This is a genomic window from Halomonas sp. GFAJ-1, assembly GCA_002966495.1.
Lineage (GTDB): Bacteria > Pseudomonadota > Gammaproteobacteria > Pseudomonadales > Halomonadaceae > Vreelandella.
Map to the genome: position 1 here is coordinate 1360486 of CP016490.1, position 23284 is coordinate 1383769.

Sequence of the window (23284 nt, forward strand, 5' to 3'; positions counted from 1 at the left end):
CTAAGCCGCGCTTAGCGGCGACGTACTCTGAAAATCGCGATTTCACCGAATAAGTTAGGCCACCATTTGGATGTCCAGTGGCCTCGATGGTCGCCAACGCCCACCGCACGGTCAACAATCACTAGCCCTTTTTCCCGGCACAGGTGTTCAAAGTCGTTGAAGGTTGATAAGTGGATGTTAGGGGTGTCGTACCAGGCGTGAGGCAGTGACTTGGAAACCGGCATGTAGCCGCGCAAGCCAAGATGAACGCGGTGACGCCAGTAAGCAAAATTAGGAAACGTAATAATGCCCTCTTCTGCTACCCGTAGCATTTCATCAAGCATTTTATCGGGGCGCCGAAGTGCCTGCAGCGCTTGAGTCATGATGACTTGATCATAGCTGTTATCGCAAAAGCTACCCAGGCCATCATCCAGGTTATGCTCAATCACGTTAACGCCACGGGCAACGCACTGAGTGATGCCTGCTGGGTCGATTTCCAGCCCGTAACCAGTGACGTTTTTTTCCTGCGCCAAACTCTCCAGGAGCTGCCCATCGCCACAGGCTAAGTCTAATACGTGAGCCCCCTGGGGAACCCAGTCGTAAATCAGTTCTAAATCAGCGCGCATTATCGTATCTCCTCTTCAGTCGTTTCATGGATCGCTAGCTCATGGGCAACGCGACCCATAAAGGCGCTGAACAGGGCGTGATAACGCGGTTCGGGGAGTAAAAAAGCATCGTGCCCGTGAGGGGATTCGATATTGGCATAGCTGACGGATTTGCCAGCGCGGGTTAAGGAATCGACTAATTCGCGGGAACGAGACGGCGGAAAGCGCCAGTCGGTGGTAAAGCTAACGATCAAGAAAGGGCATTGAGCAGGGGCTAGCGCGCTGGCTAAGTCGCCTGCATGGGCGGCAGCGGGGTCAAAGTAATCCAACGCCTTGGTCATTAACAGGTAGGTGTTGGCGTCAAAAGCGGTAGAGAAAGTATCGCCCTGATAGCGCAGATAGGACTCCACCTGAAACTCAACATCAAAGCCAAAATTCAGATCATTACTGCGCAGGTCGCGGCCAAACTTGCTACCCATGGCGTCTTCTGAGAGATAGGTGATATGCCCCACCATACGCGCCAGTTTTAAGCCCCGCTTAGGTACAGTGTCGTGTTCGGCATACCAGCCGTCGAAAAACTCAGGGTCCGAGCGAATCGCTTGCCGGGCAACCTCGTTAAAGGCGATATTTTGTGCAGACAGCCGCGGCGTCGCCGCAATTACCACGGCGTTGGCAATGCGTTCTGGGTAGGTAATCGCCCACTGCAGCACCTGCATGCCGCCTAGGCTGCCACCCACCGCCGCTGCCCAGCGCTTAATGCCAAGGCGGTCGGCTAGGCGCGCTTGGCTGGCTACCCAGTCGCTGACGGTGACCATAGGGAAGTCTGGCCCCCATTGGCGGCCCGTTTCCGGGTTATGGCTCACCGGCCCCGTACTGCCATGGCAGCCGCCTAAGTTATTAAGCGACACCACAAAAAAGCGGTTGGTGTCGATGGATTTTCCAGGGCCAATGTGAGCATCCCACCAGCCAGGTTTACGGTCATCGGTGCTGTGGTATCCCGCTGCATGGTGATGGCCTGAGAGTGCATGGCAAATTAATACCGCGTTAGTGCGTTCGGCGTTCAGCGTGCCGTAAGTCTCATAAATAAGCTCGTATTCTGGCAACACCTTGCCGCAGGCAAGCGACAACGGCGTGTCGAACTTGGCGACGTGGGGCGTGATAAGGCCAACAGAGTCTGCTGGCCGCTCGCTAAACGCGAGAGTGTCTGAATCAGGCATCGAAAGCGCTAGTCCTGCAAAAATAAGTCCTGCTGAAAATAAGTCCTGCTGAACTTGGCGTTAAAATTAAAGGCCTACCAATGACCCTGGCATGCCAGCAGCGCGTATTAATGACCCCACCACTAAGCCATCTATAATGTTAATGGCGATGAATACGATGATCGGCGATAGGTCAATCATTCCCAGAGGCGGAATAACTTTGCGCACAGGCGCCATAATGGGCTCAACCAGCTGCATTACCAGTAGTGCGCCAGGGTGGCTAGCGTTGGGCGCTACCCAGCTCAGGATGATCATTACGATCATGGCAAAGAAGTAAATCTTCAAAATAGCATTTGCCAGCGCGGCAACGCCTGCAATTAACACCCCTGGGATGGGCGGCATACCCATACCAATCACCATGAAGATGGCAATAATGCTGGCTACTTTAAGCACAAAGCCTGCCGCCAGCGTTGCCAAATCAAAGCGCCCGCCCACCGGGCCTAAAAAGCCTTGGAATAGGCCAACAACCGGCTGGGTTATTTTGACTACCGACTGGCTAAGCGGGTTGTAGTAGTCCGCTCGCGATGCCTGCAGTAGAAAGCGCAGCATCAGTAAGAATAAATAAATGTTGATCAGGGTGTTCACTAGCATTAACCCGGCACTACCCACTTGGTTGCCCATGGCTGCGTCTCCGTTGCGTTAAATTTTGCTTAGCTTGCGCTGAGTTCCTTGGCCATTGCCTCGGCGCGGTCGGCGCAGGCTTGCATGGCATCGGCAATGGTGGTGCGCAGCTGCGCATCTTCCATGTGTTGTATGGCGCGTTCGGTAGTGCCCCCCGGCGACATCACATTTTGTTTAAGCGTGGCGGGGTCTTTGTCACTCTGCTGCGCCATAGTGGCAGCACCTAAAGCAGTTTGGATGGCTAGGCGTCGTGCAGTGGCAGCAGGCAGGCCAAGCTTGACGGCGGCTTCTTCCATCGCCTCAAACATTAAAAAGAAGTAGGCCGGCGCGCTACCAGAGACAGCGGTGACCGCATCCAGCAGGTGTTCATCTTCCACCCACTCGACAATGCCAACCGCTTCCATAAGTTGGGTAGCCAGCGTGCGCTGGGCATCGCTAACAGCCTTGTTGGCGTACAGGCCGCTTGCGCCTATGCCGACGAGCGACGGAGTGTTGGGCATGCAGCGCACCAGCGCAGTGTTTCCGCCTAGCCATTGGTTAATAGTGTCGGCATCAAGGCCAGCGGCAATTGAAATAACCAGTGGAGCTTGCTGTTGCACGCTTTCGCTCATGGCGTCACAAACGTTGCGCATAATTTGCGGTTTAACTGCGAGTACGACCACATCGGCATCTTTAACCGCAGCGTTATTATCGGTCTGGGTATTTACCCCTAGGCGCTGCTTTAATGAGGCAAGCTCGCTCTCGTTAGGTGCTGTTGCGGTAATGTCTGAAGGGGCAACGCCGCTTTCGATAAGGCCGCCGATAATGGCTCCGGCCATATTGCCTGCGCCAATGAAGGTGATCTTGCTCGCCATAGGGGTATCCTGTGTTGAAAAGGGGCCGCACTCAGCGGCAATGTTTGTAAGAGTAACGGTTGGTACCATCAGAGTGCACTAAGCGCTTCACCGGGCACCAAAAATAGCCGTTCCTAAGCGTACCAGAGTGGCGCCCTCTAAAATGGCCGCTTCTAGATCATCGCTCATTCCCATGGAGAGCGTGTCCAGAGGCGTCTCTGGCAGCGCGGATTGCAGTTCTATGAGGAGTTGGTGCAGCTCCGCAAAGGGTGCCCGTTGCGCAGAGAGGCTATCAGCGGGGGCGGGAATTGCCATTAAGCCTCGTAGCTGAAGCCGTGGTAGCGCAGCAACCTCATGAGCCAGTGCTGCGACCTCTTCGGGCATAACGCCTGATTTAGACGCCTCACGGCTGATATTAACCTGTAGGCAGATATTGAGCGGTGCGAGATGCTCTGGACGCTGTTCACTTAAGCGCTTGGCGATTTTTAAGCGCTCGACGCTATGCATCCAGGCAAAGTTTTCTGCCACTGACCGAGTTTTATTGGACTGTAATGGGCCGATGAAATGCCACACGATATCGTCTAAGTCGGCTAGCTCGGCCTGTTTTTCCAGCGCTTCTTGGAGGTAGTTTTCACCAAACTCCCGCTGACCAAGCTGCCAAGCCTGCCGGATCAGTGAGGCCGGTTTGGTTTTGCTCACCGCTAGCAATGCCGCACTGTTAAGCAGGCGGTCAGCGTTTTTTAGCGCCCGGTGCAGACGCTCACGCGCAGTGGCGAGTGACTCGGGGAGTGCGATGTCTGTCATACTCAAGCACCTTACCGCAGCTGGGAAAAGAGAGATGGATATTACCGAACTGCTGGCATTCTCGGCAAAGCAGAATGCATCGGACCTGCACCTTTCTGCGGGTTTGCCGCCCATGATACGTGTTGATGGCGATATTCGTCGGCTTAATGTACCGGCGATGGATAACAGCGAAGTCCGGCGGTTGATCTACGACATCATGAACGATCAGCAGCGCCGCGACTACGAAGAACACTTGGAAACCGACTTCTCTTTTGACGTGCCAGGAGTGGCGCGTTTTCGGGTCAATGCGTTTAACCAGGCGCGAGGTGCTGGGGCGGTTTTTCGTACTATCCCTAATGAAGTGCTTTCGATGCAGGCCCTGGGCCTAGGCGAGGTGTTCGAGCGCTTAGCCATGCTGCCCCGTGGCTTGGTACTGGTTACCGGGCCAACAGGGTCGGGTAAAAGCACCACGCTTGCCGCGATGATTGACTACATCAACGACCACCGCTTTGAGCATATTTTAACGATTGAAGACCCGGTGGAGTTTGTTCATGCCAGTAAGCGTTGCCTGATCAATCAGCGCGAAGTGCACCGGGACACGCGTAGTTTCAACAGCGCATTACGCAGCGCCCTGCGTGAAGACCCGGACGTTATTTTAGTAGGTGAGCTGCGCGACCTCGAAACAATGCGCTTAGCGCTAACCGCTGCTGAAACAGGCCATCTAGTATTTGGAACCCTGCATACTACTTCTGCAGCAAAGACCATCGACCGAATTATTGATGTCTTCCCAGGGGAAGAGAAATCCATGGTGCGCTCAATGCTGTCGGAGTCGCTACAGGCCGTTGTGTCGCAAACGTTGCTAAAACGCCAAGGCGGCGGGCGCGTAGCGGCTCACGAAATATTGATTGCCACCGCCGCTGTTCGCAATTTAATCCGTGGAGATAAAGTGGCACAGATTTATTCGGCCATTCAAACCGGCGGAAACTTGGGCATGCAAACCTTAAACGCGTCGCTTGCAAGGCTAGTAAAAGAGGGCGCGGTGAGTATGGAAGACGCTCAGGCGCGGGCAAAAGGCACGCTTTCACTGGGGGATGAATAAGTAATGAGCGAGCCCAAAAGCGGTATGACGGCCTCCCAGTGGTTGCATCAGTTGCTGGCTATTATGGTTGAGCAGCAGGCGTCCGACCTGCTGATTTCGGTCGGCGCGCCGGCAAGCTTAAAAACGCCCCAGGGGTTAGTGCCCCTGGGGCGGCAGCCGCTTTCCTCAAGCCAAGTGCGCAGCCTGGTGGTCAATGCGATACCCGATATGCAGCGTGAGCGGTTTGCGTTAGAGCACGAGGCGAATTTCGCCATAAGCCTTGAGCAAAAAGGCCGCTTTCGGGTCAGCGCTTTTCAGCAGCGTAATGAGCCTGCCATGGTGGTGCGCCGCATTGCTCAAGAAATTCCCACACTCACGGCACTGGGTGTGCCCAGTCAGCTCGCTGAACTCGCTAACGCCAAGCGCGGGCTGGTACTGGTGGTGGGAGGAACGGGCACGGGTAAATCGACCACGCTAGCAGCCATGATTCAAGAGCGTAACGTCTCGGTGGGTGGGCATATCATCACCATCGAAGACCCTATTGAGTATTTGCATCCGCACCAGCGCGGTATCGTCAATCAGCGCGAGGTGGGGGTAGATACAGAGTCGTTTGAAGTGGCGCTCAAGAATACGCTTCGCCAGGCGCCCGACGTGATTCTGATTGGTGAGGTGCGCACCCGGGAAACGATGGAGCACGCGCTGACCTTTGCTGAAACAGGGCATCTTTGCCTTGCCACGCTACACGCTAACAATGCTAATCAAGCGTTGGAGCGCATTCTCCACTTCTTTCCTCACGAAAGGCATGAGCAAATACGGATGGACTTATCGCTCAACCTTCGTGCGGTGGTGGCGCAGCAGTTGTTGCCTACTCAGCAGGGCGGTCGCTGTGCGGCCATTGAGATTATGCTTTCGTCACCGCGCGTGGTGGATCTGATACGCAAAGGCCGCATCGACGAGTTGAAGTCGGCCATGGCAGCGTCCCGAGACGCAGGCATGCAAACCTTCGACCAAGCGCTCTACGCGCTCTATCAAGCGGAGCAAATCAGCCAGCAGGTAGCGTTGGCCCATGCCGACTCGGCAAACGATTTACGACTGATGATTAAGCATGGCGACGCGGCTGCCAGCGGCACACCGTTGGCAGCGCAGATATCTCCCCATTTGGCGCTGCGTGATGGGGATGATTACTGATGCTCAAAACGGGTAACGCAACCTTAACGCGCATACACGCCGCCCAGTACTCGCGGGCCGCTGGCGCCGGTAACGGATGGTAAGTTGCCCGGCAAATGGTTCAGGCGCTGGTGGGCAAGCCAGGCAAAGGCGCCGGCTTCAATCCAGTCCTCTGGCCAGCCGTACGCGCTGGGTGACGTAAGGGCTGCGTTAGGTAAGTGATACGCGAGCCGCTTCATTAAATACGAATTATGCGCTCCCCCTCCGCCTGTAATTAATGTGGTGCGTTGGCGGCTTAGCGGCAGCTGCTGAATACCCTGTGCAACGCTCACGGCGGTAAGCTCTGCCAGCGTTGCCTGCACATCTTGAGGCGCTTCGTTTCCAGTTAGCTGGTTTTCCAGCCACGGTAAATGAAATAGCTCTCGGCCAGTGCTGCGCGGCGGCGGCTGATGGAAGAAAGGTTCTTGAAGCAAGCGTTCCAAGAGGACGTTATCGACGTTGCCGCTGGCGGCCCAGTTGCCGTTGTCATCAAAGCGCCCTGGGTGGTGCTTTGCGAACCATGCATCTAGCAGTACATTCGCCGGTCCTGTATCAAAACCGACCACGGGCTTGGCAGAGTCGCTGGGTAGCCACGTTATATTGGCAAAGCCACCTAGGTTTAAAATCAACTGCTCACCCGCTTGGCGACCAAAGAGTGCTTGATGGAACGCGGGAGCGAGCGGCGCGGCCTGACCGCCTGCGGCTAAATCGCGGCGGCGAAAGTCAGCCACAACGGTACAGTCGGTTAATTCTGCTAAAAGGCTTGGGTTATCAAGCTGTAGTGTGTAGGCAGGGCCGCCATGATGGCCATGGGGGGCGTGCTCTATGGTTTGCCCATGGCTGCCAACGGCGCTGACTTGGTCGGGCGACATGCTTTGCTGGGCCAGTAGTGCTTTCACGGCGTTTGCTTGAAGTTGACAAAACGCAGCTTCTGCCTCTGCTAATTTGGCAAAACTCACGTGCTCTGCGTGACACAGCGTTAGCAGCAACGATCGCAATGTTTCTGGCATAGGTGCTGCATGGGTACCCATCAACTTAGGCTGTGAGTCGGGTGCGATGGCGACGAGGGCCGCATCAACACCATCCAAGCTAGTGCCTGACATCAAGCCAATATAGTAACGCGGCGAAGCAACGGGTGTTTTCATAAAGTGACTCATTTGAAACGATTTGAAGGCTCAACCAAGACCGTTGGGCATGGTAACATCGTCGGCTATTTATCATCTGGCGGCTCTTAAAAGAGCGCGCATTTTGTGGAGAGAGGCAATGAGTGAGGTGGATCAGACGCTAGCGCTGCTAGCGCGGGGTACGCACGAAATCCTGGTTGAGGACGAGCTGAAGAAGAAGCTGGCCTCTGGCCGTAAGCTGCGTATTAAGGCTGGCTTTGACCCCACCGCACCTGATCTACACCTGGGGCACAGTGTCTTATTGACCAAAATGCGCCAGTTCCAAGATCTGGGGCATACGGTTATCTTCCTCATTGGTGACTTTACGGGGCGCATTGGCGACCCTACCGGTAAAAACGTAACGCGTAAGCCGCTGACCGAAGCCGATGTAAAAGCCAACGCGGAAACGTATAAAGAGCAGGTGTTTAAAATCCTCGACCCTGAGAAAACCGAGGTGCGTTTTAATGCTGAATGGTTTGGTGAACTTACTGCCGCCAAAATGATTGAGTTAGCGGCGCAGAGCACTGTGGCTCGGATGCTTGAGCGCGATGATTTTGAAAAGCGCTATAAAGCTAATCAGCCAATTGCCATTCATGAATTTCTCTACCCCCTCGTGCAAGGCTACGACTCAGTGGCCCTTGAGGCAGACGTGGAGCTGGGTGGTACTGACCAGAAATTCAACCTACTCATGGGCCGCGAAATTCAAAAGCACTTTGGTCAAGAGCCGCAGGTCGTTATTACCATGCCGCTGCTTGAAGGCTTGGACGGCGTGCAGAAGATGTCCAAGTCATTGGGCAACTATGTCGGTGTCGATGAAACGCCAGGGTCGATGTTCAATAAGCTCGTCTCTATGCCTGACAGTTTGATGTGGCGCTACTTCGAGCTGCTCTCTTTGAAATCCAACGAAGAGATAGAAACGCTTAAGCAGAGTGTCGAGCAGGGGGCGAACCCTCGTGATGTGAAAATGGAGCTGGCCCGCGAGCTAATTGCCCGCTATCACGGTGATGAAGCCGCTGCGAATGCCCACAAGTCGGCGGGTAACCAACTGGCTGACGGTGAATTGCCGGAAGACCTGCCTGAGGTAGAAGTAGATTTCGAAGGTAGTGAGCAGGCACCCATTGCAGCAGTGCTCAACCGCTCTGGCCTCACCAAGAACAGCGCTCAGGCCAAAGACATGCTGAAAAACGGCAGTGTCAAAGTGGATGGCGAGGTGGTTGCTCAAGACACAATGTTGGCGACTAATAAGGTGTACGTTATCCAGGCAGGCAAGAAGCGTTACGCCCGTGTGACGCTTATTTGAACTTTTTGATAATTTTTCTCTCTAAAGCCCTTGCCAAGTCGGCAGCGAATCCGTAAAGTACGCATCCGCTGCCGGGGACGCCAAGCGTTACCAGCGGTGAATGAAGGTGAAAACCTTCGGTTTGTCAGTAGGTTAGAGCGGTTGTATGGCTCGCCTCGTTCGCTGAATCCAGTCATTGAAAATAGCGGTTGACAACCACCAGGAAATGCGTAGAATACGCCTTCCTCGCTGAGGCAAGCCAATTCAACGGCAAGCCAGTTATTAGCGAAACGCTCTTTAACAATTTGATCAGGTAATTCATGTGGGCGCTTGCCGATGAGGGTGATAAATCACCAAATATCAAGGCAAGCGGTCATGAAAACGTAAGTTTGAATGAATTCGTTTGAACCTTGAGCCAAGTTTGATGCGCTTTTGTTGCTTTCGGCTAGTCCTTAAGCAACGAGTAAGCATCACAATGATTTTAAACTGAAGAGTTTGATCATGGCTCAGATTGAACGCTGGCGGCAGGCCTAACACATGCAAGTCGAGCGGTAACAGATCTAGCTTGCTAGATGCTGACGAGCGGCGGACGGGTGAGTAATGCATAGGAATCTGCCCGATAGTGGGGGATAACCTGGGGAAACCCAGGCTAATACCGCATACGTCCTACGGGAGAAAGGGGGCTCCGGCTCCCGCTATTGGATGAGCCTATGTCGGATTAGCTAGTTGGTGAGGTAATGGCTCACCAAGGCAACGATCCGTAGCTGGTCTGAGAGGATGATCAGCCACATCGGGACTGAGACACGGCCCGAACTCCTACGGGAGGCAGCAGTGGGGAATATTGGACAATGGGCGAAAGCCTGATCCAGCCATGCCGCGTGTGTGAAGAAGGCCCTCGGGTTGTAAAGCACTTTCAGCGAGGAAGAACGCCTAGGGGTTAATACCCCCTAGGAAAGACATCACTCGCAGAAGAAGCACCGGCTAACTCCGTGCCAGCAGCCGCGGTAATACGGAGGGTGCAAGCGTTAATCGGAATTACTGGGCGTAAAGCGCGCGTAGGTGGCTTGATAAGCCGGTTGTGAAAGCCCCGGGCTCAACCTGGGAACGGCATCCGGAACTGTCAAGCTAGAGTGCAGGAGAGGAAGGTAGAATTCCCGGTGTAGCGGTGAAATGCGTAGAGATCGGGAGGAATACCAGTGGCGAAGGCGGCCTTCTGGACTGACACTGACACTGAGGTGCGAAAGCGTGGGTAGCAAACAGGATTAGATACCCTGGTAGTCCACGCCGTAAACGATGTCGACCAGCCGTTGGGTGCCTAGCGCACTTTGTGGCGAAGTTAACGCGATAAGTCGACCGCCTGGGGAGTACGGCCGCAAGGTTAAAACTCAAATGAATTGACGGGGGCCCGCACAAGCGGTGGAGCATGTGGTTTAATTCGATGCAACGCGAAGAACCTTACCTACTCTTGACATCCTGCGAACTTGTGAGAGATCACTTGGTGCCTTCGGGAACGCAGAGACAGGTGCTGCATGGCTGTCGTCAGCTCGTGTTGTGAAATGTTGGGTTAAGTCCCGTAACGAGCGCAACCCTTGTCCTTATTTGCCAGCACGTAATGGTGGGAACTCTAAGGAGACTGCCGGTGACAAACCGGAGGAAGGTGGGGACGACGTCAAGTCATCATGGCCCTTACGAGTAGGGCTACACACGTGCTACAATGGCCGGTACAAAGGGTTGCCAACTCGCGAGAGTGCGCTAATCCCGAAAAGCCGGTCTCAGTCCGGATCGGAGTCTGCAACTCGACTCCGTGAAGTCGGAATCGCTAGTAATCGTGAATCAGAATGTCACGGTGAATACGTTCCCGGGCCTTGTACACACCGCCCGTCACACCATGGGAGTGGACTGCACCAGAAGTGGTTAGCCTAACGCAAGAGGGCGATCACCACGGTGTGGTTCATGACTGGGGTGAAGTCGTAACAAGGTAGCCGTAGGGGAACCTGCGGCTGGATCACCTCCTTAAACGATGCATCATCCTCGCGGTAAGCGCTCACAATGAATTACCTGATCAGAATGCTGTTGATGAGCAGTGATAAACGCTCTTTCACCTTAAAAAAGAAGAAAAGACCTTTCTTTTAGACCTTTCTTTTTCGTTTAACGTTGAAAACACGACCCGTTTATCACTGCTTATAGCAGTCGCTCTTTAACAATGTATATCATGCTGACATAAACGCTTCGTAGAAGTGTTTATACGTAATTGTTTTGTGATACGTCTCAAGCGTATCCGGCAATCGTTATTATTGCGAAATCCAGACTCCTTCGGGTTATAGGGTCAAGCAATTAAGCGCACACGGTGGATGCCTAGGCAGCCAGAGGCGATGAAAGACGTGGTAGCCTGCGATAAGGCTCGGCGAGGTGGCAAACAACCTTTGACCCGGGCATTTCTGAATGGGGAAACCCACTCATCATAAGATGAGTATCTTACGCTGAATATATAGGCGTAAGAGGCGAACCAGGGGAACTGAAACATCTAAGTACCCTGAGGAAAAGAAATCAACCGAGATTCCCCTAGTAGCGGCGAGCGAACGGGGACCAGCCCTTAAGCATGTGACTGATTAGACGAACGCGCTGGGAAGCGCGGCCGTAGCGGGTGATAGCCCCGTAGTCGAAAATCTGATCATGTGAAATCGAGTAGGTCGGGGCACGAGAAACCTTGACTGAAGACGGGGGGACCATCCTCCAAGGCTAAATACTCCTGGCTGACCGATAGTGAACCAGTACCGTGAGGGAAAGGCGAAAAGAACCCCGGAGAGGGGAGTGAAATAGATCCTGAAACCGTGTGCGTACAAGCAGTAGGAGCAGACTTGTTCTGTGACTGCGTACCTTTTGTATAATGGGTCAGCGACTTATATTCAGTGGCGAGGTTAACCGTTTAGGGGAGCCGTAGGGAAACCGAGTCTTAACTGGGCGACACAGTCGCTGGATATAGACCCGAAACCGAGCGATCTATCCATGAGCAGGGTGAAGGTTGAGTAACATCAACTGGAGGCCCGAACCAGGATCTGTTGAAAAAGATTTGGATGACTTGTGGATCGGAGTGAAAGGCTAATCAAGCTCGGAGATAGCTGGTTCTCCTCGAAAGCTATTTAGGTAGCGCCTCACGTATTACCGCCGGGGGTAGAGCACTGTTTCGGCTAGGGGGTCATCCCGACTTACCAACCCGAGGCAAACTCCGAATACCGGTGAGTATCAGCGTGGGAGACACACGGCGGGTGCTAACGTCCGTCGTGAAAAGGGAAACAACCCAGACCGTCAGCTAAGGTCCCCAAATCCTGGTTAAGTGGGAAACGATGTGGGAAGGCTCAGACAGCTAGGAGGTTGGCTTAGAAGCAGCCATCCTTTAAAGAAAGCGTAATAGCTCACTAGTCGAGTCGGCCTGCGCGGAAGATGTAACGGGGCTAAACCAGGTACCGAAGCTACGGGTGCATTCTTAGGAATGCGCGGTAGAGGAGCGTCGTGTAAGCCGATGAAGGTGAATTGAGAAGTTCGCTGGAGGTATCACGAGTGCGAATGCTGACATGAGTAACGATAAAGGGAGTGAAAAACTCCCTCGCCGGAAGACCAAGGGTTTCTGTTCGACGCTAATCGGAGCAGAGTGAGTCGGCCCCTAAGGCGAGGCCGAAAGGCGTAGTCGATGGGAAACGGGTCAATATTCCCGTACCGGACATGATTGCGATGGGGGGACGGAGAAGGCTAGGTGAGCCAGGCGTTGGTTGTCCTGGTGAAAGTGAGTAGGCCGAGGTGCTAGGAAAATCCGGCACCTTAAAGCCGAGACACGAGATGAACTGACCACGGTCAGGAAGTCACTGATGCCACGCTTCCAGGAAAAGCCTCTAAGCTTCAGATCATGTGCGACCGTACCCCAAACCGACACAGGTGGTCAGGGTGAGAATCCCAAGGCGCTTGAGAGAACTCGGGTGAAGGAACTAGGCAAAATGGTGCCGTAACTTCGGGAGAAGGCACGCCGGCGTAGGGTGATGAGACTTGCTCTCTAAGCCCGAACCGGTCGAAGATACCAGGTGGCTGCAACTGTTTAGTAAAAACACAGCACTCTGCTAACTCGTAAGAGGACGTATAGGGTGTGACGCCTGCCCGGTGCCGGAAGGTTAAATGATGGTGTTAGGCTTCGGCCGAAGCTCTTGATTGAAGCCCCGGTAAACGGCGGCCGTAACTATAACGGTCCTAAGGTAGCGAAATTCCTTGTCGGGTAAGTTCCGACCTGCACGAATGGCGTAATGATGGCCACGCTGTCTCCACCCGAGACTCAGTGAAATTGAAATCGCCGTGAAGATGCGGTGTACCCGCGGCTAGACGGAAAGACCCCGTGAACCTTTACTATAGCTTCACACTGGACGCTGATGTTGCCTGTGTAGGATAGCTGGGAGGCTTTGAAACCCGGACGCCAGTTCGGGTGGAGCCAACCTTGAAATACCAGCCTGGCATCATTGGCGTTCTCACTCAGGTCCGTTATCCGGATCGAGGACAGTGTGTGGTGGGTAGTTTGACTGGGGCGGTCTCCTCCCAAAGAGTAACGGAGGAGCACGAAGGTACCCTCAGCACGGTCGGACATCGTGCAGTGAGTGCAAGAGCATAAGGGTGCTTGACTGCGAGACAGACACGTCGAGCAGGTGCGAAAGCAGGTTCTAGTGATCCGGTGGTTCTGTATGGAAGGGCCATCGCTCAACGGATAAAAGGTACTCCGGGGATAACAGGCTGATACCGCCCAAGAGTTCACATCGACGGCGGTGTTTGGCACCTCGATGTCGGCTCATCACATCCTGGGGCTGAAGTCGGTCCCAAGGGTATGGCTGTTCGCCATTTAAAGTGGTACGCGAGCTGGGTTTAGAACGTCGTGAGACAGTTCGGTCCCTATCTGCCGTGGGCGTTGGATGTTTGAGAAGAGCTGCTCCTAGTACGAGAGGACCGGAGTGGACGACCCTCTGGTGTTCCGGTTGTCACGCCAGTGGCATTGCCGGGTAGCTATGGTCGGACAGGATAACCGCTGAAAGCATCTAAGCGGGAAGCCCCCTTCAAGATGAGACATCCCCGAGGACTTGATCCTCCTAAAGGGCCCAGCGAGACCAGCTGGTTGATAGGCACGGTGTGGAAGCGCTGCAAGGCGTTGAGCTAACGTGTACTAATGGCCCGTGAGGCTTGACCCTATAACACCCAAGGGGTCTGGTCGTAGTAATAACGAGAACCGGATACGCAGCAGCAAGCCAAGGCGCTTGCTGACAAGAGACGATCACAAAACACGTCATCGACGACATCAGCATGATGTACATTAAAAGTTACGCCTGACGACCATAGCGAGCGTGAACCACCTGATCCCTTGCCGAACTCAGCAGTGAAACCGCTTAGCGCCGATGGTAGTGTGGGGTCTCCCCATGCGAGAGTAGGTCATCGTCAGGCACTTATTAAGAAAAATCCCCCGGGGCTGATGCCTTGGGGGATTTTTTTTGCTTAGAAATATTAGTTAAATATTAGTTAGCCGCAAATAAAAAGCCCTACTGCGAGCAGCAGTAGGGCTGAAAAGGTTCTAACAGGGAGCGCTTGGATTAGCGGCAGATCGCTTCCAGTGCCTCTATTAAGCTATCCATTTCATCATCGGTACCGATGGTGATGCGCAGGAAGTTGTTGAGTATGTCAGTGTTGAAGTGACGTACCAGTACTCCCCGTTCGCGAAGGCCTGCAAACAGCTGTGCGCCCTCAAATTTGTCATGCTGAGCTAGCAAAAAGTTGGCTTTTGAAGGTAGCACCTCAAAGCCGAGGTGCTCAAGCCGTTGGCGGGTGCGTTCGCGTGTGGCAATCACATTATCCCGGCAGGCGTTAAAATGCTGTGTGTCTTTAAGCGCCTCAATTCCCACTAAACTCGCCAAGCTATCTACTGGGTAGGAGTTAAACGAGTCTTTCACTCGCTGTAGGCCCTCAATCAGCTCAGGCGAACCAATGGCGTAGCCTAGCCGTAAGCCTGCTAGGCTACGGGACTTTGAGAATGTTCCAGTAACAAGTAAATTGGGATAGCGGTTAATTAAGGCCACCGCACTCTCTGCGCCAAAGTCCACGTACGCCTCGTCCACTAACACCACGCGATCTCTCACTCGCTTGAGCAGTGCTTCGATAGTCTCAAGGGAGTGGGCGTGTCCGGTGGGTGCGTTGGGATTAGCAAAAATAACGCCGCTGCGCTCGGAGGCGTTGGCAAGGGCATCGGTGTCAACTTCCCACTTAGCGTTCAGCGGGTGCTTGCGCAGCGTGATACCGTATAAATTGGCGTAAACAGGATAGAAGCTGTAGGTGATTGACGGTACGTCTAACGGCGCGTCGTGGCAGAAAAAAGCCTGGAAGGCAAAAGCCAGTACTTCATCAGAGCCATTGCCTACGAATGTTTCCTCTACGCTTACGCCATAGGTGGTGGCAAGGGCTTCACGTAGCGCTCTTGAGGTGGGGTCTGGATAAAGACGCAGGTGATCAGTGGCGTACTCACGCAGCGCTTCGCTCACCCCAGGGGCAGGCGGGTACGGGTTTTCATTGGTATTCAGCTTGATGACACGTTCACGGGGTTGTTCACCCGGCACGTAAGGGGTTAATTCCCTAACGGCGGGACTCCAGTATTGGCTCATAAGGGTAACCTGATTATCCTAGCAGTAATGGCAACATGGTCGCCTGATGGCTGTCAGAGCGCAAGCATTCCAATATCGGAGGGCCATAACCTCTCATCCATCTTGACTAGGGGTGGGCGTTGCACCTTGTAGCGGTTATGCTGTCATAAGCGCGCGAAAAAAATGTATGTCCAACACGATAAGGAGACACCCAATGCAATTCAGGAGTTTGCTAGCCGGTTCGGCTATGTTGGCACTGCTGGTGGGCTGCGCAGCTGGCCCAACGGAACAGCGCGAAGAGGCAGGTATCAGCGGATCACAGGTTAACTACCAGGGCACACTGCCGTGTCGTAACTGTGACGGCATCGACCTAGATGTACACTTGACGGGCGAAGAGGCGAGCGCTCCGGAAGAAAGGACGTTCACGTTAGACGCAACTTACCGTAACCATCCCCAAACACCCCCGGATGAAAACTATGCGGGCAACTGGGAAGTGCTGAGGGGGACACCTTCTGATCCAGATGCCACGGTATATGAGCTGACGCCAGATGGCGATGGTCAGATCTATTACTTCATGCGTATTGATGAGCGCACGCTTGAGCTAATTGACCCTGAGCGTCGTCGTTTTGAAAATGGAGAGATGCTGCAATTACAGCGTCAGTAGTGCGAATGTAACGTGTAAAGGCGGCCACTGGCCGCCTTTTGTTTTTCTGCCCGCAGAGAATTCGACAGGAGCAAAATGGCGGTGGCGAAAGCGAAAAGTGCCTTTGTATGTACCGAATGCGGTGCTGAGTATCGAAAGTGGCAGGGCCAATGCAACAGCTGCCAGGAGTGGAATACGCTTAGCGAGATTCGTTTGGCCAGTGCGCGGCCTGGCAGCGGTGCTGCCACCGGCAGGAGTGGTTACGCAGGCGACTTATCCCGGGACGTCGTAGATCTGAGCAATGTAGATCTAAGCGAAGTGCCACGCTTGTCCTCAACCTTTGCCGAGTTTGATCGTGTCTTGGGCGGTGGTTTGGTGCCTGGCTCTGCAGTACTGCTGGGGGGCAACCCTGGGGCAGGTAAGTCCACGCTGCTGCTTCAGACGGCCTGTAAGCTGGCTCAGCAGCGGCGTATTTTATATGTCACTGGTGAAGAGTCGCTTTCTCAAGTTGCCATGCGAGCACACCGTCTGCAGTTACCCACTAGTGGGCTGCAAATGCTGGCTGAAACCAGCGTCGAAACTATTTTGGCCGTGGCGGATCGCGAAAATCCTGAGATTTTAGTCATCGACTCTATCCAAACGATGCACCTTGAAGATATCAGCTCGACACCGGGTGGGGTGGCTCAGGTGCGTGAGTCTGCGGCTGCCTTGACGCGCTTTGCCAAGCAAACCAATACCGTCCTGCTGCTGGTAGGCCATGTGACCAAAGACGGCACTCTCGCGGGGCCTAAAGTGCTTGAGCATATGATTGATGCTTCGCTACTGCTTGAAGGCGGTGCCGACTCACGCTTTCGTACTCTGCGTGGGCAAAAAAACCGCTTTGGTGCGGTGAATGAGCTAGGCGTCTTTGCGATGCTGGAGCAAGGCTTAAAAGAGGTGAAAAACCCCAGCGCGATCTTTCTTTCTCGCCCGGAGCAGCAAGCGCCAGGTAGCCTGGTGATGGTGGTTTGGGAAGGCACACGGCCTATTTTGGTTGAGGTACAGGCATTGGTAGACGAGTCTGCACTGGGTAATCCTCGCCGCGTGGCGGTAGGGGTAGATCAAAATCGCCTAGCAATGCTACTGGCGGTGCTTAATCGCCATGGCGGACTATTTACGGGCGACCAGGATGTCTTTCTCAATGTCGTGGGTGGGGTGAAGGTACTTGAAACCAGTGCTGACCTTGCAGTGCTGCTCGCAGTGGTCTCTAGCCTACAAAACCGCGCCCTGCCCAAAGAGCTGGTGGTATTTGGCGAAGTGGGTTTGTCAGGAGAGATCCGCCCTGTGCCAAGCGGCCAAGAGCGTATTTCCGAGGCGGCAAAGCACGGATTTTTACGCGCTATTGTGCCCCGGGCCAATGCGCCAAAACAGGCTCCAAAGGGGATGGAGGTTATCCCGGTCGATAAATTGAGCGATGCCCTAGACGCGCTCTAGCGTAAGCTATGCTGAATGTGATGGCTTTGTTGAGTAACGGCTACGAAGCTAATGTAAGGATTAAGTTAAAGAATAAGGAGAGGCATCATGAGCACGATTCGGTTAACCCAATATAGCCACGGAGCGGGCTGCGGCTGCAAAATTGCCCCTGACATACTGGACAGCATACTTGCCAAAGCGGGGCCAGGGGCTGGCAATAAGCGGCTAATTGTGGGGAACCAGGGGCGTGAAGATGCCGCGGTGTATGACCTGGGCGATGGCCGGGGCATGATCGCAACGACCGACTTTTTTATGCCCATTGTCGATGACCCCTTCGATTTTGGTCGGATAGCCGCCACCAATGCGATTAGCGATGTTTATGCCATGGGCGGCACACCGGTCATGGCGCTGGGTATTTTGGGCTGGCCGTTGGATAAGCTCAGCCCTGAAATTGCCGGCGATGTAATAGCCGGTGCCCAGGCAGTCTGCCGTGAGCTGGGTGTTGCTCTGGCAGGGGGCCACTCGATAGATGCCCCAGAGCCAATGTTTGGCCTAGCGGTCAATGGGTTGGTAGACCTCGCTAACTTAAAACTCAATAGCCAGGCTAAGCCCGGCGATATGCTGTTCTTAACTAAATCCCTAGGGGTTGGGTTATTAACCACCGCTGAAAAACGTGGCTTATTGGAAGCGGGGCATCACGGCCTTGCCCGTGAAACAATGCTCAAGCCTAACAATATTGGTATTGATCTAGCCAAGGTGAAGGGGGTCAATGCGATGACCGATGTGACCGGCTTTGGCTTAGCAGGGCACTTGGCAGAAATGTGCAGTGCCAGCGGGGTGATGGCTCAAATTGACTTTCGCCGCCTTCCACGTCTAGCCGAAGCTGAAGCCTATCGTCGCCAGGGGGCGGTGCCCGGAGGTACGCAACGTAACCGTGACGCCCTTGGGAAGGCGCTGCCTGCGATGGACGACCCCCACTGGCAGTGGCTATGCGACCCACAAACCTCGGGCGGTCTGCTGATTAGCGTTGATCCGGCCTGGGAGGACGATGTTGAACGTATCGGGCGTGATCATGGCATAACCCTAGTGCCCTTTGGCGTGATGAAAGCACCCCAGGGAGACGCGCAAATAGAGGTTATTGGATGACCCTCCCTACCATCCCAGCATCGTTAGATCTTATTGGGGAAGGCCAGCCGTTAATTGATGTACGCGCCCCGGTAGAGTTTTCCCAGGGCAGCCTGCCCGGTGCGGTTAATTTACCGCTAATGGTCGATGAAGAGCGTCACCAAGTGGGCCTTACTTATAAACAGCAGGGTCAGGCTGCTGCGATTGCGCTAGGAGAATGCTTGGTCGGCGGGGAGGCAAAGCAAGCGCGTATTGCCGCTTGGCAGGCCTACCTTGACCGCTACCCAGACGCCGTTATTTATTGCTTTCGGGGCGGGTTACGTTCGCAAATTGCACAGCAATGGCTAGCGGAAGCAGGTGTTCAAAGGCCGCGTATAGACGGTGGCTGGAAAGCGCTGCGCCACAAGCTCTGTCAGCGCATAGACGCCGCCGCTGAGCAGCCTATTTTAGTGGTTGCGGGGCTCACCGGCTGCGCCAAAACACAGCTGATCAACCAACTGCTTAATGGCATTGATTTAGAAGGATTTGCCAAGCACAAAGGCTCCGCGTTTGGGCGTCAGCCGGAAGAGCCCGCCACCCAAATCGATTTTGAGCACGCCTTAGCCAAGCGTTTAATCGGGTTGCCAGATAAGCTGGTGGCAGAAGATGAGTCGCGCCAAATTGGCAACGCTAATATTCCACTAACGTTTTGGCAAGCACTGCAGAAGGCACCGCGTATCCGTATTGAAATGCCGTTGGACTGGCGACTGGATCAGTTGCGGCGAGACTATATTGAAGCCCTTGAGCAGGGTTATACCGCCCATTATGGGCAACAAGAAGGGTGGCAACGAATGCAGAACCAATTAGCCAACGCCCTTGAGCGTTTAGCTAAGCGGTTAGGCAACGCCCGTTTACAGCGGTTGCAGCGGCTACAGCGTATGGCCTTCAGTGCTCATGCAAAAGGCGATGTGCAGGCTCACGAGGCGTGGCTTGCCCCGCTGCTCACCGAATATTACGACCCGCTTTACCGCTATCATCTTGAAAAGCAGCGCGATAGCTTGCCCGTTGAGCTGCACGTGGGTGACTGGGAGAGCTGTTTAGACGCCGCTAAGCAGTGGGGCGTGGATCAGTAGAGTGCTTAGCGGCGGGGGCTTTGTCTCTGACGGGTTATTTAGGCGGCTTTCAGCCACTGAGTCATCACGCGATCAAGCAGTGGTGCTAAACGGATAAAGCGGGTGGGATCTTCGAATATTTGTTGGTCTGTTTGGATAAAGTAGCCAGTAGCACCGCTTTTTGGTTGGGGACGTTGAGCGTGTTCAAGCAGGGCTGCTACGCTAGCGCGCGTAACTTCTAAGTGGCACAGAAGGCCCACCACGCGCCCTGCATCCCACGAAAACCCTTGCAGCGGTGCCGCTGCACTCCCCCCTAGCGGCAGCGCCTCATCCGGCAGGCTAAATACATAGCGGTGCCATAAAAACGCTTCGAACTGCTCAGGTAAGTCGATGGTGCTCTCTGGGGCCAGGATGATCTGATGCCAGCCAGTTTCAGGGTAGGTGCCGGGCGCTACCACCGCGCCGAGAGCCTCCGCTGTCCACAGTGCTCCCAATCCGATACCCAGCAAGGGTTTTTGGCCATCCAAATAGCGGTTGATCAGTTTCTTTTCGGCTTTAAACCAACGGGGTGGCTCACTTAACAACTGCTCTGGGCCATCGAGTACAATAAGGGCATCGCATTCACCAAGGCGTGGTGTAAGTTCGCCCGCATAAAGATGAAAGACGGTGTAACTATGACCCATGCTCTCAAGCCAGTCGGTAAGACGAGCGGGGCCATGGTCAGGGCCGTGCTGTAGCAGATGAATATGCATAATAATCTCCTCGCCGGCCGGCACATCAAACGCGGTGGGGCTTCCCGTCGCGACTATACGACGATAACGTATAGCGTTCATTTCACCAATATCGTGAATCAGGAAATCAGCATGGTGGCTAAACCTTTAGGATTTTATCAGCGGCTGCAACTCTTGCCGTTGCCCGCTCAGCAAGCCTTTATGGCCGCACTTTGCGAGCGGCTGCTGCCCAATTATGCGCTGTATGAGCAAACCACGGGCCATGGCGACGGCCACACGCTGCGTACAGTGCTCAGTTTAGTATGGGAGCGCCTAAGTGTACCCAACGCTAGCATCGACTTTGCACGCCAGGCAGAAAAACTAGCCGAATGTGAGCCGCCGGAAGAAGACGACAGCTTTGGTGCCCGCCGGGCGTTAGATGCCGTGGTCTCGCTTTCTGCACTGCTTGATACGCTGCAGGGCGAATCCGCCGAAGCCGTGCTGGATGTTAGCCGTACTTCTCGGGCTGGGGTGCGTGCTTTTATTGAGCTGACCGAAGGCGAAGAGGATGCCCAGGCGCTTGCGCTGATTATTCGCGACCACCCACTCATGGCGGATGAAAATGACTACCAGGATGCAGTGCTTGAGGCCGTAAGTGAGCCGATCACCAAAGCATCGCTCAAAGAGATTCGTCAGTTGGGTCGCAACGGCGGTATTAGCAACTTAGGGTTGTCACTCAACGAAGAGGACGAGTAGCCGGTTGATTAAAAGCGCCAGCCTGCCACTACCATCATGCCTGCAGTGCCAAAAACGATAAGATCCGATTCAAAATGCCCCCACTGTATGCCAATGCTAGGCAGTGCAGCTGGGGCAATTTCATAACGGTTAAAAGGGATTTTGTCGCGATACTCACCTTTATAACCGCGCAGCAAGCCACCCGTTAGTTTGGCTCTTAGCTGAATGTTCTCGGTTAACTGGCCCAGCGGGAATTCACGGCCACCGTAGAAGTACCACGTTGGCTGGTCGAAGGAGTTTTTAAACCACGCAGCCCCGGCTAACCAACGGTCAGGGTTGTGCAACTCAATACTCACTAAGTTTTGTTGATTCGTGTGTTCTGGGTCTGGATCGAAGTGGCGCGTTAATAGGCTGGTTTGTACCAGCATATGATCAAGTTCCAGTGCGGGGGGCCAGTCGGGCATAGAGAAGGCTGAGGCAGTCGCACTCAGCCAAATTCCTGCCAACCCACCTATCCATGGATAAGCGCGGGGCATGACAAACTCCTAGAGCCGCATTTCAATGCCGCGTTCCGCCATATAGCGCTTTGCTTCGGGAATTGTGTATTCACCAAAGTGGAAAATGCTCGCTGCCAGCACCGCATCAGCACCGCCTTTGAGTACACCATCGACAAGGTGATCCAAGTTGCCCACGCCGCCAGAGGCAATCACCGGTACGCTCACCGCTTCGGAAATCGCATGGGTAACCCCCAGGTCAAAGCCAATTTTCGTGCCATCGCGGTCCATGCTGGTGAGCAACAGTTCGCCTGCGCCAAAGTCGACCATTTTTTTGGCCCACTCAACGGCATCCAGCCCAGTAGGTCGCCGTCCACCGTGGGTAAAAATTTCCCAACGGTCTGGTTCGCCGTCTTTGGAGACCTTTTTAGCGTCAATGGCGACCACAATGCACTGACTGCCAAAGCGCTCAGCGGCTTCCCGAACAAACTCTGGGTTGGTCACTGCGGCGGTATTGATTGAGACCTTATCGGCGCCCGCGTTCAGCATGGTGCGAATATCATCGCAAGTACGAATACCGCCACCAACAGTGAGGGGAATAAACACTTCGCCAGCGATGCGTTCGACCATTTCAACCGTTGTCGCGCGGTCTTCGTGGCTGGCGGTAATGTCTAAAAACGTAATTTCGTCGGCGCCTTGCAGGTTATAGCGCTGAGCGATTTCAACGGGGTCGCCTGCATCGCGAATACCTATAAAGTTAACGCCTTTCACCACGCGCCCAGCATCTACATCCAGGCAGGGAATAATGCGCTTGGATAAGCTCATTTGTGGCCTCCCGTCAGTTGATCGCTCAAGCGCTGGGCGTCTGCTACATCTAGGCTGCCTTCATAAATGGCGCGGCCGGTAATGGCGCCTAGAATGCCGCTATCCGCTACGTCGCAAAGCGCGTGAATGTCATCCAGGTTGGTTACGCCGCCTGAGGCAATCACCGGCAGGCCGCCTTCGCGGGCAAGCGCGGCGGTGGCTTCAACGTTCACGCCCTGCATCATGCCATCCCGGGCGATGTCGGTATAAACAATGCTGGAAACGCCGTCGTTAGCAAACCGCTTGGCAAGCTCGGTTGCCTTAATAGATGAGACTTCTGCCCAGCCGTCGGTGGCCACATAGCCATCTTTAGCATCTAGACCAACAATAATGTGGCCGGGGAAAGCGCGGCACATTTCACTAACGAACTCCGGCTCTTTAACAGCTTTTGTGCCAATAATGACGTAAGAGACACCCGCGCTGAGGTAGTGCTCAATGGTTTCAGCGGTGCGAATACCGCCGCCAATCTGAATGGGTAGGTTAGGGTAAGCGCGGGCAATGGCGGTGACCGCATCACCGTTGACCGGCTTGCCTTCAAAAGCACCGTTGAGGTCTACCAAGTGAAGGCGTCGAGCGCCCGCTTCAACCCAGCGGGCAGCCATTGCTACTGGGTCATCGCCGTAGGACGTTGAGTCTTCCATGCGGCCCTGTTTTAAACGCACACACTGGCCGTCTTTGAGATCAATCGCGGGAATTATCAACATAGTGAAACCT

General features: G+C 54.4%; 19 protein-coding genes and 3 rRNA genes. 11 read left to right on the plus strand and 11 right to left on the minus strand.

What is annotated here, in order from left to right:
* Positions 1–11: 11 nt before the first annotated feature.
* The 5 genes from BB497_06190 to BB497_06210 all read right to left on the minus strand — a co-directional run bounded on the left by BB497_06190 (position 12) and on the right by BB497_06210 (position 4098).
* Positions 12–605, minus strand: coding sequence for a methionine biosynthesis protein MetW (locus BB497_06190; GenBank protein ID AVI62326.1), 594 nt, complete (start codon positions 603–605; stop codon positions 12–14).
* Positions 605–1801: a homoserine O-acetyltransferase gene (locus BB497_06195; GenBank protein AVI62327.1), complete on the minus strand. Its 1197-nt coding sequence runs from the start codon at positions 1799–1801 to the stop codon at positions 605–607. Before BB497_06195 ends, BB497_06190 begins: the two co-directional genes overlap by 1 nt.
* 66 nt (positions 1802–1867) lie before the next feature.
* Entirely contained in the window at positions 1868–2461 is a 594-nt protein-coding gene (locus BB497_06200; GenBank protein AVI62328.1) for a hypothetical protein, read from the minus strand.
* A gap of 29 nt (positions 2462–2490) precedes the next feature.
* A complete protein-coding gene (locus BB497_06205) occupies positions 2491–3315 on the minus strand; it encodes a pyrroline-5-carboxylate reductase (GenBank protein ID AVI62329.1) in 825 nt (274 codons plus the stop codon).
* An 87-nt stretch (positions 3316–3402) separates the two neighbouring features.
* Positions 3403–4098 carry a YggS family pyridoxal phosphate enzyme gene (locus BB497_06210; protein ID AVI62330.1) on the minus strand — a complete coding sequence of 232 codons (696 nt, stop codon included), beginning with the start codon at positions 4096–4098 and terminating at the stop codon, positions 3403–3405.
* A gap of 34 nt (positions 4099–4132) precedes the next feature.
* Between BB497_06210 and BB497_06215 the strand changes: the two genes are divergently transcribed.
* Together BB497_06215 and BB497_06220 are read left to right on the plus strand one after the other, a co-directional pair.
* On the plus strand, positions 4133–5176 hold the full coding sequence (locus BB497_06215; GenBank protein AVI62331.1) for a twitching motility protein PilT: 1044 nt from the start codon (positions 4133–4135) through the stop codon (positions 5174–5176).
* A gap of 24 nt (positions 5177–5200) precedes the next feature.
* Positions 5201–6343 (plus strand): type IV pili twitching motility protein PilT, encoded by a 1143-nt coding sequence (locus BB497_06220; GenBank protein ID AVI64280.1) that lies wholly within the window; start codon positions 5201–5203, stop codon positions 6341–6343.
* A 23-nt stretch (positions 6344–6366) separates the two neighbouring features.
* On the opposite strand, the gene BB497_06225 is transcribed toward BB497_06220, so the two are convergent.
* A complete protein-coding gene (locus BB497_06225) occupies positions 6367–7506 on the minus strand; it encodes an anhydro-N-acetylmuramic acid kinase (GenBank protein ID AVI62332.1) in 1140 nt (379 codons plus the stop codon).
* Between the two features lie 118 nt (positions 7507–7624).
* Between BB497_06225 and BB497_06230 the strand changes: the two genes are divergently transcribed.
* The 4 genes from BB497_06230 to rrf all read left to right on the plus strand — a co-directional run bounded on the left by BB497_06230 (position 7625) and on the right by rrf (position 14269).
* Complete coding sequence (locus BB497_06230) at positions 7625–8824, plus strand: tyrosine--tRNA ligase (GenBank protein ID AVI62333.1); 1200 nt, start codon at positions 7625–7627, stop codon at positions 8822–8824.
* Positions 8825–9286: 462 nt separating this feature from the next.
* Positions 9287–10824, plus strand: a 16S ribosomal RNA gene (locus tag BB497_06235).
* Positions 10825–11120: 296 nt separating this feature from the next.
* Positions 11121–14035: ribosomal RNA gene (locus BB497_06240) — 23S ribosomal RNA — on the plus strand.
* Between the two features lie 118 nt (positions 14036–14153).
* Positions 14154–14269: ribosomal RNA gene (rrf, locus tag BB497_06245) — 5S ribosomal RNA — on the plus strand.
* The 16S, 23S and 5S rRNA genes sit together here, the layout of an rRNA operon.
* 146 nt (positions 14270–14415) lie before the next feature.
* Here the strand turns inward: rrf and BB497_06250 are convergent.
* Positions 14416–15432 carry a histidinol-phosphate transaminase gene (locus BB497_06250; protein ID AVI62334.1) on the minus strand — a complete coding sequence of 339 codons (1017 nt, stop codon included), beginning with the start codon at positions 15430–15432 and terminating at the stop codon, positions 14416–14418.
* Between the two features lie 238 nt (positions 15433–15670).
* Here BB497_06250 and BB497_06255 point away from each other — a divergent pair, with 238 nt between their 5' ends.
* The 4 genes from BB497_06255 to BB497_06270 all read left to right on the plus strand — a co-directional run bounded on the left by BB497_06255 (position 15671) and on the right by BB497_06270 (position 19788).
* Positions 15671–16120: a copper resistance protein gene (locus BB497_06255; GenBank protein ID AVI62335.1), complete on the plus strand. Its 450-nt coding sequence runs from the start codon at positions 15671–15673 to the stop codon at positions 16118–16120.
* 81 nt (positions 16121–16201) lie between these two features.
* Entirely contained in the window at positions 16202–17572 is a 1371-nt protein-coding gene (locus BB497_06260) for a DNA repair protein RadA (GenBank protein AVI64281.1), read from the plus strand.
* An 87-nt stretch (positions 17573–17659) separates the two neighbouring features.
* Positions 17660–18697: a selenide,water dikinase SelD gene (locus BB497_06265; GenBank protein ID AVI62336.1), complete on the plus strand. Its 1038-nt coding sequence runs from the start codon at positions 17660–17662 to the stop codon at positions 18695–18697.
* Positions 18694–19788, plus strand: coding sequence for a tRNA 2-selenouridine(34) synthase MnmH (locus BB497_06270; protein AVI62337.1), 1095 nt, complete (start codon positions 18694–18696; stop codon positions 19786–19788). The genes BB497_06265 and BB497_06270 overlap by 4 nt, the downstream gene beginning before the upstream one ends.
* A 38-nt stretch (positions 19789–19826) precedes the next feature.
* Here the strand turns inward: BB497_06270 and BB497_06275 are convergent, their stop codons facing one another.
* Positions 19827–20519, minus strand: a complete 693-nt coding sequence (locus tag BB497_06275; GenBank protein ID AVI62338.1) for a glutamine amidotransferase — start codon at positions 20517–20519, stop codon at positions 19827–19829.
* A gap of 111 nt (positions 20520–20630) precedes the next feature.
* On the opposite strand from BB497_06275, the gene BB497_06280 reads away from it, so the two are divergent.
* Complete coding sequence (locus BB497_06280; GenBank protein ID AVI62339.1) at positions 20631–21233, plus strand: hypothetical protein; 603 nt, start codon at positions 20631–20633, stop codon at positions 21231–21233.
* 8 nt (positions 21234–21241) lie between these two features.
* Here BB497_06280 and BB497_06285 read toward each other — a convergent pair whose 3' ends face one another.
* Genes BB497_06285 through BB497_06295 form a run of 3 tightly spaced genes read right to left on the minus strand, consistent with a single transcriptional unit; the run spans position 21242 to position 23274 of the window.
* On the minus strand, positions 21242–21748 hold the full coding sequence (locus BB497_06285; GenBank protein AVI62340.1) for a hypothetical protein: 507 nt from the start codon (positions 21746–21748) through the stop codon (positions 21242–21244).
* A gap of 9 nt (positions 21749–21757) precedes the next feature.
* Complete coding sequence (locus BB497_06290) at positions 21758–22531, minus strand: imidazole glycerol phosphate synthase subunit HisF (protein ID AVI62341.1); 774 nt, start codon at positions 22529–22531, stop codon at positions 21758–21760.
* Positions 22528–23274 carry a 1-(5-phosphoribosyl)-5-[(5-phosphoribosylamino)methylideneamino]imidazole-4-carboxamide isomerase gene (locus BB497_06295; GenBank protein ID AVI62342.1) on the minus strand — a complete coding sequence of 249 codons (747 nt, stop codon included), beginning with the start codon at positions 23272–23274 and terminating at the stop codon, positions 22528–22530. The genes BB497_06290 and BB497_06295 overlap by 4 nt, the downstream gene beginning before the upstream one ends.
* Positions 23275–23284 lie beyond the last annotated feature (10 nt).